This window comes from Herbaspirillum huttiense, assembly GCF_047300815.1.
In the GTDB taxonomy this organism is placed as follows: domain Bacteria; phylum Pseudomonadota; class Gammaproteobacteria; order Burkholderiales; family Burkholderiaceae_D; genus Herbaspirillum; species Herbaspirillum huttiense_A.
On sequence record NZ_CP178608.1, the window covers coordinates 5,443,205 to 5,454,334 of the forward strand.

Annotated in this window: 9 protein-coding genes; 2 read left to right on the forward strand and 7 right to left on the reverse strand. The window is 62.1% G+C overall.

Going from position 1 to position 11,130, the window contains the following annotated elements; all coding sequences use genetic code 11:
* Nucleotides 1-70: 70 nt before the first annotated feature.
* The gene (locus ACLRDN_RS24960; RefSeq protein ID WP_413458461.1) at nucleotides 71-727 is read right to left on the reverse strand and encodes an HD domain-containing protein; all 657 of its coding nucleotides are present in this window, start codon (nucleotides 725-727) and stop codon (nucleotides 71-73) included.
* 371 nt (nucleotides 728-1,098) lie between these two features.
* Between ACLRDN_RS24960 and ACLRDN_RS24965 the strand changes: the two genes are divergently transcribed.
* The gene (locus ACLRDN_RS24965; protein WP_413458462.1) at nucleotides 1,099-2,955 is read left to right on the forward strand and encodes an ABC transporter ATP-binding protein; all 1,857 of its coding nucleotides are present in this window, start codon (nucleotides 1,099-1,101) and stop codon (nucleotides 2,953-2,955) included.
* Nucleotides 2,956-3,066: 111 nt separating this feature from the next.
* Here the strand turns inward: ACLRDN_RS24965 and bglX are convergent, their stop codons facing one another.
* Nucleotides 3,067-5,421 carry a beta-glucosidase BglX gene (bglX, locus tag ACLRDN_RS24970; protein ID WP_413458463.1) on the reverse strand — a complete coding sequence of 785 codons (2,355 nt, stop codon included), beginning with the start codon at nucleotides 5,419-5,421 and terminating at the stop codon, nucleotides 3,067-3,069.
* A 259-nt stretch (nucleotides 5,422-5,680) separates the two neighbouring features.
* On the opposite strand from bglX, the gene ACLRDN_RS24975 reads away from it, so the two are divergent.
* Entirely contained in the window at nucleotides 5,681-7,237 is a 1,557-nt protein-coding gene (locus tag ACLRDN_RS24975) for a glucan biosynthesis protein G (protein ID WP_413460445.1), read from the forward strand.
* A gap of 87 nt (nucleotides 7,238-7,324) precedes the next feature.
* Here the strand turns inward: ACLRDN_RS24975 and ACLRDN_RS24980 are convergent, their stop codons facing one another.
* The 5 genes from ACLRDN_RS24980 to rsmG all read right to left on the reverse strand — a co-directional run bounded on the left by ACLRDN_RS24980 (nucleotide 7,325) and on the right by rsmG (nucleotide 11,091).
* On the reverse strand, nucleotides 7,325-8,236 hold the full coding sequence (locus tag ACLRDN_RS24980; protein ID WP_413458464.1) for a ParB/RepB/Spo0J family partition protein: 912 nt from the start codon (nucleotides 8,234-8,236) through the stop codon (nucleotides 7,325-7,327).
* A gap of 148 nt (nucleotides 8,237-8,384) precedes the next feature.
* Nucleotides 8,385-9,155: a ParA family protein gene (locus ACLRDN_RS24985; protein WP_413458465.1), complete on the reverse strand. Its 771-nt coding sequence runs from the start codon at nucleotides 9,153-9,155 to the stop codon at nucleotides 8,385-8,387.
* A gap of 20 nt (nucleotides 9,156-9,175) precedes the next feature.
* Nucleotides 9,176-9,808: a leucine efflux protein LeuE gene (gene leuE, locus ACLRDN_RS24990; RefSeq protein WP_413458466.1), complete on the reverse strand. Its 633-nt coding sequence runs from the start codon at nucleotides 9,806-9,808 to the stop codon at nucleotides 9,176-9,178.
* A gap of 69 nt (nucleotides 9,809-9,877) precedes the next feature.
* A complete protein-coding gene (locus ACLRDN_RS24995; protein WP_413458467.1) occupies nucleotides 9,878-10,429 on the reverse strand; it encodes a lipocalin family protein in 552 nt (183 codons plus the stop codon).
* On the reverse strand, nucleotides 10,429-11,091 hold the full coding sequence (gene rsmG, locus ACLRDN_RS25000; protein ID WP_039782933.1) for a 16S rRNA (guanine(527)-N(7))-methyltransferase RsmG: 663 nt from the start codon (nucleotides 11,089-11,091) through the stop codon (nucleotides 10,429-10,431). The genes ACLRDN_RS24995 and rsmG overlap by 1 nt, the downstream gene beginning before the upstream one ends.
* Nucleotides 11,092-11,130 lie beyond the last annotated feature (39 nt).

Genomic DNA, 11,130 nt, shown 5'->3' on the forward strand with positions numbered 1-11,130 from the left:
CCAAGGGCACCGTCAGCCTGGTTCGCCTCCCGGCGCTACCAGGCTGACGGCACAAGGGCGATACCTCACATTACAGCTCGCCCAGGAATTGCTCCACAAACCCGCGCATCCTCTCCTGGCGCGCCTGCGCCATGGCGGCACCGGCCGCCGTCTGGAATCCTTCCTGCAAACGAAACAGCTTGGCCGGGAAATGATCCAGCGCATAGCGCGCATCCTGCAACGGCCGTTGCTGCGCCTGCGGATCGAGCGCTTCATAGAGGCTTGATCCCATCCTCCCCGCCACATAGAAACAGCGCGCCACGCCGATGGCCCCGATGGCGTCGAGCCGGTCGGCATCCTGCACGATCTTCGCCTCCAGCGTCAGCGGCGTGATCTGCGCCGAATAGCTGTGCGCCTGCACGGCATGGGCCACGCGCTGTGCCTCCTCCTGCGTCCATCCCAGTGACAACAAAATCTCCTGTGCGCGTTGGGCAGAGAGTGTCGAAGCCTGGCTGCGCAGCGGCGAATTCTTTTCCACCCGCACGCAGTCGTGCAGGATGACGGCCGCCAGCAGAATGCGCAGGTCGCCGCCCTCCTCGGCCTGCAGGCGGCGGGCGTTGTTCCATACGCGCAAGAGATGCGAGAGGTCATGCGAGCCATCGCCGGCGTCATCCTCGACCTGCGGCAACAATTGTGCGGCCAGCGTGTCGAAGGGGCGGAAGGCAGCGGCAACCTGGGAAAGATTCATGATTCAAACAGATACAAAGGTGACAATTCATCAGTATCGCAGATCAATCACAAGGACCGGAAAATACGGCCGGGTTCACCATTCCGATTTTCCGACAAGTGTTTTCCCAAGGCTCTGCTACACGCAAGCGGGGCGCATGTGAGATGATGCGGCTTCCATCAATTTCGCGGCCTGCCCCGGGATCACGATAGCGGCCCTGCTGCCGCAGCGATCTGCCCGCCGCGCATGAACGGCGTACCGCCACGCGCAACATTCCCTTCCGGTACGCCACAGTAACAACGCCCGACCGCGCCGCTACGCTGGTGGCTGCCTCGCTGGCAGCCTGCCTGGCGCACCGCCGTCGGCCCTGATCCGATTTTTGGAGTTCCCTGATGTTCAGCTGGTTTGAAAAACTGGTCCACCCCTACCCCGAGTCGCAGCCGCTGCCGCCGCCGCGCGGCTTCATGCGCTTCATCTGGTTCTGTACCAAGGGCGTGCGGCCCTATATCGCCGCCATGACCCTGATGACGGCCATCATCGGTGTCTTCGAGGCGCTGCTCTTTGCTGCGCTCGGCCGCATCGTCGACTGGCTCTCCAAGATCGAGCCGGCGCAGCTGTGGGCGCAGGAAGGCCATACCCTGGTGTGGCTGGTGGTGATCCTGGCGGCCAGTCCGCTGCTCATCGCGCTGCAGACCATGTACAAGCACCAGACCCTGGCGGGCAATTTCCCCATGCTGCTGCGCTGGAATTTCCATCGCCTCATGTTGAGCCAGAGCATGAGTTTCTATCAGAACGAGTTCGCCGGACGCGTGGCCACCAAGGTCATGCAAAGCGCGCTGGCGGTGCGTGATTTCTGCATGATCGTGGGCGATATCCTGGTCTTCATCGCCATCTACTTCGCTACCTTGATCGGTGTGGTCGGCAGCTTCGACATGTGGATGCTGGCCCCCTTCTTCGTCTGGCTGGCCGCCTTCGCGGTGGCGCTGCGCTACTTCGTGCCGCGCCTGTCGGCAGTGGCCCGCAACCAGGCCGATGCGCGCTCGCTGATGACCGGACGCATCACCGATGCCTATACCAACATCGCCACCGTGAAGCTGTTCTCGCATGCGGGTCGCGAGGCCGATTACGCCCGCAGCGCCATGCGTGAATTCCTGACCACGGTCAATCGCCAGATGCGCCTGGTATCGGGCTTCGAGGTGGTCAATCACATCCTGAACATGGTGCTCATCATCGGTGCCACCGGGGTCTCGCTGTATCTCTGGACCCAGGGCAAGGTCGGCATCGGCGCGGTGGCCGCCAGTACTGCCATGGCGCTGCGCCTGAACGGCATTGCGCACTGGGTGATGTGGGAAATGTCGTCGCTGTTCGAACACGTGGGCACGGTGCAGGATGGCATCAATACGCTGGCGCGTGCGCACGAGGTCAAGGATGCGCCCGATGCCAAACCGATCAAGGTCAGCCAGGGCGAACTGCGCTTTGAGGGTGTCAGCTTCAGCTATGGCGGCTCGGCCCCGCGCCCGGTGGTGGACAAGCTGGACCTGGTGATCCGCCCCGGTGAAAAGATCGGCCTGGTGGGCCGCTCCGGCGCCGGCAAATCGACCATCGTCAACCTGCTGCTGCGCTTCTACGATATCGAGGGCGGCCGCATCACCATCGATGGCCAGGACATCGCCCACGTCACGCAGGACAGCCTGCGCGCGCAGATCGGCATGGTCACACAGGACACCTCGCTGCTGCATCGTTCGGTGCGGGAGAACATCACCTATGGCCGTCCCGATGCCAGCGATGCCGAGATGATCCACGCCGCTGAACGGGCCGAGGCGCATGACTTCATCGGTACCCTGGCCGACGCCAAGGGCCGTACCGGTTACGACGCCCATGTGGGCGAGCGCGGCGTGAAGCTTTCCGGTGGCCAGCGCCAGCGCATCGCCATTGCCCGCGTGATGTTGAAGGATGCGCCCATCCTGCTGCTGGACGAAGCCACCAGTGCACTCGATTCGGAAGTGGAAGCGGCCATCCAGACCTCGCTCTACAAGCTCATGGAAGGCAAGACCGTGGTGGCCATTGCACACCGCCTCTCGACCATCGCGGCCATGGACAGGCTCATCGTGCTGGACCAGGGCCGTATCGTGGAGCAAGGCACGCACGCTGAATTGCTGGCCGCCGGTGGTTTGTATGCGCGCTTGTGGTCGCATCAAAGTGGTGGCTTCCTCGGTGAAGAGGAAGAGGATGCCGCCGTGATGGCGTGATGGCACGAAGGCGTGACGCCTGATTTTTATAAATGATTTAGATCATTTCTGGCTGTTGCAAAAAAAATGGGCGCACTGTCGAGTGCGCCCATTTTTCTTTCCTGCCCGGCTTTATTGCAAAGTGAACGAGGCCGTCTTCACGTCCTTGGAATCCAGCCCGACCTGCACCTGGAATTCGCCCGGCTCGGCTACGTATTCCAGCTTGGCGTTGTAGAAGGACAGCGCCTTGCGATCGATGCTGAACTGCACCTCTTTTTCTTCACCCGGCTGCAGCATCACCTTGCGGAAATCCTTCAACTCCTTGACCGGACGTACCACTGATGCAGCGACATCACGGATGTACAACTGTACTACCGTCGCACCCGCGCGGCGGCCCGTATTCTTCACCGTCACGCTGGCCTGCACCTTGCCGTCCGCCGTCATGCTCGGCTGCGACAGGCGCACTTCGGAGAGCTTGAACTCGGTATAGCTCAGACCGTATCCGAACGGATACAGCGGGCCATTGGGCTCATCGAAGTACTGCGAGGTGTAGTTGCCCGGCTTGCCTTCGGTATAGGGACGGCCCACGCGCGGATGGTTGTAATAGCTGGGGATCTGGCCGACCGAACGCGGGAAGGTGATGGGCAGCTTGCCGGAAGGATTGACGTCGCCGAAGAGCAGGTCGGCAATCGCATTGCCGCCCTCGGTGCCGGTGTACCAGGTCTCCAGGATGGCCGAGGCATTCTCGCGGGCCCAATTCAGATCCAGCGGACGGCCATTCATCAGCACCAGCACCAGCGGCTTGCCCGTGGCCTTGAGGGCCTTGAGCAGATCAAGCTGGCTCTGCGGCAGCGACAGTGACGTGCGGCTGGACGATTCATGCGACATGCCGCGCGATTCGCCCACGGCGGCCACGATCACTTCCGCATTGCGCGCCGCCTTCACCGCTTCATCGATCATGGCCTTGGGGCTGCGCTTGTCCTGCACCACTTCCGGATCATCCCAGTTCAGGAAGTTGAGGTAATCGACGATATGCTTGTCTTCGGTGATGTTGGCACCGCGTGCGTAGACCAGCTTGCCCTGCCCGTCCATGGCCGCCTGCAAACCCTGGCGCAGCGTGATGGTCTGTTTATCCTTGCCGGCGGCGGACCAGCTGCCCAGCATGTCAATGTGCGAATCGGCCAGCGGGCCGACCAGCGCGATGCGCGCATTCTTCTTCAACGGCAGTGCGGCATTGCGGTTCTCCAGCAGCACCATGGACTGCTGCGCCACTTCGCGCGCATCGCGGCGATGCAGGCGGCTGTCGGCATAGACGTCGGCCGGATCATCGGCCGCACGGCCAATGCGCACATACGGATCCTTGAACAGGCCCAGGTCGTACTTGGCCCCGAGGATGTCACGCACGGCGTTGTCCAGCTCCTGCTGCGAGACCTTGCCCGAGCGCACCAGCTCCGGCAATTGCTTGATGTAGACCTGGTCGGCCATGCTCATGTCGGTGCCGGCCTTCATGGACAGGCGCGCAGCTTCGGCATCGTTCTGTGCCACGCCATGATTGACCAGTTCGGTGATGGCACCATGGTCGGATACGGTCAGGCCCTTGAAGCCCCAGTCGCGGCGCAACAGGTCCTGCAGCAGCCAGGTGTTGGAGGTGGCCGGTGCACCGTTGATGGAATTGAGCGCCACCATGACCGCACCCGCGCCTGCGTCGATGGCGGCGCGATAGGGCGGCAGGTAGTCGTTGTACATGCGCTGCGGATCCATGTTGACGACGTTGTAGTCACGTCCGCCTTCGACTGCACCATACAGCGCAAAATGCTTCACGCTGGCCATGACGCGATTGGCGGCGATGGGCTTGGTGTCGCCCTGCAGGGCGCGTACCGAGACTTCGGCAATGCGCGAGACCAGATAAGGATCTTCACCAAAGCCTTCCGAGGTGCGGCCCCAGCGCGGATCGCGGCTGATGTCGACCATGGGCGCAAAGGTCATGTCGATGCTGTCGGCTGCGGCTTCCTCGGCGGAGATGCGCATGGCGCGTCCGACGATGTCCATGTCCCAGCTGGAGGCCAGCCCCAGTCCGATGGGGAAGGTGGTGCGGTGGCCGTGGATGACGTCATAGGCGAAGAACATCGGGATCTTCAGCCGCGAGCGCATGGCACCGTCCTGCAAAGGACGGTTCTCGGGACGGGTGACGGAATTGAAGGTGCCACCGACGCGTCCGGCAGCCAGTTCCTCGGCCAGTTTCTTGGCGGGCATTTCAGGGCCGATGCTGATGAGGCGCAACTGCCCGATCTTTTCTTCCAGCGTCATCTGGCGCAGCAGGTCATCGATGAAGGCAGTCTTGTCGCCGAGCAAGGCGGGATTGGCTTGCGCGTGGGCGGCCGGGCCGGTGAGCGCGGCGCTGCAGGCCAGCGCACACAGGGTCATGGCCAAGGCCAGGCGGGGACGGCGCGCGGGCGCGGCTTGCCGCTCGGTAAGCTGGTGGGGCACGGGTTTCCTCTCTCTTTTTTAAACTTTGACGGCGGTCTGCCCTCTACTCTGTGACCTGCACAAGCGGGACAGCAGCCGGGGCGGCGGGAGCAATTATTGCTTGCGTTGTTTGATGCTTAGCCAGCCGGACGGTTCGCTATATTATTCTGTTTTGATGCCTGCGGGACACGCAGGCGCATGGCGGCGATGTGGGTGCTCATGCCCGCGCGCCGCTTCTTCGTGGAGAAATGCATTGATCAGACATGGATTGAAATGGCCCCTGCTGCAGGGACTGGTACTGTCGGCATCCCTGCTGGCGGCCTCGGTACAGGCACAGGGCGCACAGGGCTTCGACCTCAACCAGGCCGTGGCACGCGCCAGGGACATGGCCGCCAAACCCTATCAGAAACCGGTGAGCAATCTCTCACCGACCTTCGCGGCGATGCAGTTCGCCGATTACATGAAGATCCAGCCCAGGAGCGAGAAGTTCGAATGGCGCGACCAGAAGACGCCCTTCAAGCTGGCCTTCTATCACCAGGGCATGCAGTTCAATGCTCCCGTTACCATCCACGAGATCATCGATGGCCGCGTGCAGGACGTGGGCTACAGCACCGACCGCTTCAACTTCGGCGACCTGGCGCTGGCCAAGGACAGCACGGCGCACCTGGGCTATGCGGGCTTCCGCGTGGTCTATCCCCTCAACCGCGATGACAAGGAAGATGAAGTCATGAGCGTGCTGGGCGCGAGCTACTTCCGCGTGATCGGCAAGGGACAGGTGTACGGGCTCTCGGCACGCGGTCTGGCGATCGATACGGCCATGATGAGCGGCGAGGAATTCCCGAACTTCACCGAGTTCTGGATCCAGCGTCCGGCCCCGGGCGAAAAGCAGCTGACCTTCTATGCGCTGCTGGATTCGCCGCGCGCGACCGGCGCCTACAAGTTCACCCTCACGCCCGGCAAGGATGCCCTGCTCGATGTGCAGGCGCGCGTGTTCCTCCGCGCGGAGGTGGGCCGCTTGGGCATTGCGCCGCTGACCAGCATGTTCCTGTTCGGACCGAACCAGCAATCCTCGCGCCGCAACTTCCGTCCGGCCATTCATGATTCCAACGGCCTGGCGATCCACACGGGCAATGGCGAGTGGCTGTGGCGTCCGTTGAACGATCCGCAGAACGTGGAAGTGAGTTCCTTCGAAGTCACCAACCCGCGCGGCTTTGGCCTCTTGCAGCGCGGCCGCGAATTCTCTTCCTATGAAGATCTGAAGGACCGCTACGACCTGCGTCCCTCGGCCTGGATCGAACCCAAGGGCGACTGGGGCAAAGGTGCCGTACAACTGGTTGAAATCCCGACCGCCGACGAGACCAACGACAACATCGTGGCCTACTGGGTGCCTGCACAACAGCCCGCACGCGGCACGCCGCTGGCCTATGATTACCGCATCCACTGGACCATGGATGAACCGGCCATCCTCAACAATGAAGTGGGCTGGGTCAAGCAGACCTTCCATACCGATGGCGAGCTCACGCAGGCCAACCTGATCCGCGCCTTCGACGGCACCACGGCCTTGCTGGTGGACTTCACCGGTGGCCCGTTGGGCTCCCTGCCCGCAGGGACGGCGGTACAGCCTCAGGTGAATGTTTCCAACAATGGCGAACTGATCGATGCCCAGCTGCAGCCCAATCCGGCCATCAATGGCTGGCGCCTGACGCTGCGGGTGAAGATTCGCAACGTGGCGCAGGCGGTCGAATTGCGCGCAGCGCTCACCGCCAACGGCAAGCCGCTCACCGAGACCTGGAGCTATCAGCTGCCGCCGCGTTCGGATGTGCAGCGGACTTTCTGATGTCGGCGTAAATTATTTATATCAATAAAAAAGGGGCTGTTCCGAATGGAGCAGCCCCTTTTGCTTTGATGCAGAAAGATGATGCGATCAGCTCTCCACCGACTCCCCGCGCAGGCGCGCGATGACACCATCGAGCGCATCGAGGTCATTGAAATTGATGATCAGCTGGCCCTTGTTGCGGGCACCGGTCTTGATGCTGACCTGGGTGGCCAGCAGGTCCGAGAGTTCTTCTTCCAGGCGCGCGATGTCGCGCGACTTGTCCTTGGCTTCGCGCGGCTTGGCGGCCTGCTCGGCGCTGGCGCGGGTGACCAGTTTCTCGGCATCGCGCACCGACATGCGCTTGGCCACGATCTGGTTGGCCAGCTGGATCTGGGTCGCCGCATCGACGGCCAGCAGCGCGCGGGCATGGCCCATGTCGATGTCGCCGGCCATGAGCATGGTCTGCACCGGCTTGGCCAGGTTCAACAGGCGCAGCAGGTTGGAGACCGCACTGCGCGAGCGTCCCACGGCCAGTGCCGCCTGCTCGTGGGTGAAGGCGAAATCGGTGATGAGGCGATGGATGCCCTGGGCTTCTTCCAGGGGATTCAGATCCTCGCGCTGCATGTTTTCGATCAGGGCCATGGCGGCCGTGGTCTGGTCGTCCACGTTCTTGACCAGCACCGGCACCTCGCTCAGCCCGGCGATCTTGGCCGCGCGGAAGCGGCGTTCGCCGGCGATGATCTCGTAGGTATCTTTCCCGTTCTTCTGGCCGATGGCGCGGATCAGGATGGGCTGCAGCAAACCCTGTTCCTTGATCGAGGCCGCCAGTTCATTGAGCGCCCCTTCATCCATGCGGGTACGCGGCTGGTACTTGCCGGCCTGCAGTTCGGTCACGGCCATCACCGTGGGCAGGCCCTGCGCAGCTTGCGCCTGGGCTTCTTCGGTGATGTCGGAGGAGCCGCCGAGAAGCGCGTCCAGTCCGCGTCCCAGACCCTTGGATTTTTTCGGTAGAGTTGCCATGCGATTGCCTGATGAAAACGATGCGTGATTACGGCGTTGGGAAGTGCTGCAATTGGAGCGTGAATTCAAGCGTGAATTCAAGCGTCAATTCAAGCGTTGATTCGCGTATGAATTCACGCCCGAATTCGCGCTGTGATCAGCGCCTGAATTACAGCGTCTTGATGCGTTCAACCATTTCCGCGCCGAAGGCGATGTACGCCTGCGCGCCCTTGGACGAAGGATCGAAAGTCACGCCCGGCAGACCATATGAGGGCGCTTCGGCCAGTCGCACATTGCGCGGGATGACGGTCTTGAAGACCTTGTCGCCGAAGTGCTGTTCCAGCTGGTCCGAGACCTGCTGCGACAGCGTCATGCGCGGATCGAACATCACGCGCAAGAGACCAATGACTTTCAGTTCCGGGTTCAGCTTGGCGTGCACCTTCTTGATGGTGTTGACCAGGTCCGACAAGCCTTCCAGCGCGTAGTACTCGCACTGCATCGGGATGATGACGCCATGCGCCGAGCACAGGCCGTTCAAGGTCAGCATGGACAGCGCAGGCGGGCAGTCGATGAGGATGAAGTCATAGTCATCGGCGACAGCGGCGAAGGCGATTTTGAGGCGCGCTTCGCGCTGTTCCAGCTCCACCATTTCCACTTCGGCACCGGCCAGTTCGCGGTTGGCGGGCAGCACGTCGAAGCCACCGGCCTCCGAGCGCTTGCGCACGGCGCGGATGTCGGACATGCCCAGCAGCACTTCATAGATCGAGCCTTCCAGCGTCGCCTTGTTCACGCCCGAGCCCATGGTCGCGTTGCCCTGCGGGTCGAGGTCGGCCAGCAGCACGCGCTGGTTCAGTTGTGCCAGTCCAGCCGCGAGATTGACTGCGGTAGTGGTCTTGCCTACGCCACCTTTCTGGTTGGCGACACAAAATATTTTTGCCATAGTTCGTTCTTATGAGTGCGTTATTGCGTGGTCAACTTGATGCCGAAACCGATCAGGAATACGCCGGCTGCCCGTGAAGCCAGTTTGGCGATGGTGCGATTGCGGGCCATGCGGCGCGCGGCGGCATTGCCGACGATGACCAGGAAACTGCCATACAGGAGGGTGCAACTGCTGATGACTGCGCCCATCGTGAAGAAGGTCAGCGCGCCTTGCTGCGTGGCCGGATCCAGGAACAGCGGGAAGAAGGCCATGTAGAACACGATGGCTTTCGGGTTGAACAAGGTGACCAAAAAGCCGCGCCGGAAATCTGCGGCATTGGAAAAGGGTACGACTGTACCACCGCCCTCGTCTCTTGCAAACAGGAGACGTCCGCCCAGGTAGGCCAGATAGGCCGCGCCCAGGTATTGCAGGCCATGGAACAGCAAGGGATTGGCATGCAGCAAGGCGGCCACGCCGGCCGCAGCCAGGAACATCAGCACGATGTCGCCCAGCATGATGCCAGCCTGTGCCATGAAGCCGCCGCGCAAGCCGCTCTTGGCCGCGCAGGTGAGCATGCAGAAGGTACCGGGACCAGGCAGGAGCAGGAACACCATGGTGGCCGCAATCAGTTGCCAGATGTCGGTGATGCCGAGGGAATGAAAGATCGCCTGCATGGTGGGTCTCCTTGAATGTGAGCGGCCCGGGTTGCTGCCCGGGCCGCTGGCCTGATGTGAGTTACCGTGTTACGGCTTGCTCTTGACCACCCGCGCGGTATCGAACCCTTGCTTGGTGGCGTTGTTGAGTGCGTTCTCGTATTGCTCGTCACTGATGGTAGGCGTGCGCGAGAGGATCCACAGGTATTCGCGCGAGGGGCTGCCCACGGTGGCCAGGGTGTATTGATCGTCCAGGTCCATGATCCAGTAGTCGCCCCACACCATCGGGATCCACGACAGCCATGCCGGTGCAAAGCGCACTTCCAGCTTGCTGTTGTTGCTGCCCGGGACCACCCGCGCCACACCCTTGGCTTCATCCATGCCATCGGCCGTCTTGCAGCGGTTGACGACATCGATCATGCCATCATCGCGCGCGGAATACTCGGCGCTGGTGCTGGAAATGCATTTTTTCTGGAAGCTGTTGGGAATCTTGGCGATTTCGTACCACTTGCCGGCGTAACGCTTCAGGTCCACCGAAGGGACCGTCTTGACCTCCTGGGCGGAAGCGGACGCCATGCCCAGGCCGCCGTAGGCTGCCATCGAGACCATGGTGGCCACCAGGGCCAGTTTCAGTTTGTTCATCAGGTCGTTCTTTCCATGAAGATGAGATGCCGTTCGGCATCCAGGCCCGGCACCTGCAGGGGCTGCACTTGCTGCACCTTCCACCCCGCCGGCAACCGGTCGATTTCCTCCTGCGGCAGCACGCCCTTGAGGGCGATGTACTTGCCACCTTGTTGCAGGAGGTGGTTCGACCATGTGACGAAGTCCTTCAGTTCCGCAAAAGCACGCGAAGTGATGACATCGTATTGTTGCTCGACAGGCAACTGCTCGACCCGCGCATGCAGCACCGTCACATTGCCCAGGTGCAATTGGGCCTTCACCTGATTGAGGAAGGCGGTTTTCTTCGAAACCGTATCGACCAGGGTAATCTGCATCTGCGGCTGCGCCTCGGCCGCCCAGATGGCCAGCACGATGCCCGGCAGGCCGCCACCGGCACCCACATCCAGCACCCGCTGGGCACCCGCGAAGGCCGACACTGCCGAGAGCGAATCGAGCAGGTGGTGCGTCACCATCTGCGCCGGATCACGCAGGGCCGTCAGGTTGTAGACCTTGTTCCACTTGGCCAGCAGGGCCTGGTATGCCATCAGCTTGTCGATCTGGGCAGCGGAGAGCGCCAGGCCCATGGCCGTTGCGCCTTCCTTCAGGGTGCGGGTCAGATTGTTCAGGTCTGCAGTGTTGCTCATCCGTGATGCCTTGGTATTGATCTGGTTCGGGACAGGTGT

What these genes read in the sequence shown, in the direction of transcription:
- ACLRDN_RS24960 (WP_413458461.1), bottom strand. Translation starts at nt 727, where the DNA reads ATGAATCTTTCCCAGGTTGCCGCTGCCTTCCGCCCCTTCGACACGCTG.
- ACLRDN_RS24965 (WP_413458462.1), top strand. Translation starts at nt 1,099, where the DNA reads ATGTTCAGCTGGTTTGAAAAACTGGTCCACCCCTACCCCGAGTCGCAG.
- ACLRDN_RS24980 (WP_413458464.1), bottom strand. Translation starts at nt 8,236, where the DNA reads ATGGCAACTCTACCGAAAAAATCCAAGGGTCTGGGACGCGGACTGGAC.
- ACLRDN_RS24985 (WP_413458465.1), bottom strand. Translation starts at nt 9,155, where the DNA reads ATGGCAAAAATATTTTGTGTCGCCAACCAGAAAGGTGGCGTAGGCAAG.
- leuE (WP_413458466.1), bottom strand. Translation starts at nt 9,808, where the DNA reads ATGCAGGCGATCTTTCATTCCCTCGGCATCACCGACATCTGGCAACTG.
- ACLRDN_RS24995 (WP_413458467.1), bottom strand. Translation starts at nt 10,429, where the DNA reads ATGAACAAACTGAAACTGGCCCTGGTGGCCACCATGGTCTCGATGGCA.
- rsmG (WP_039782933.1), bottom strand. Translation starts at nt 11,091, where the DNA reads ATGAGCAACACTGCAGACCTGAACAATCTGACCCGCACCCTGAAGGAA.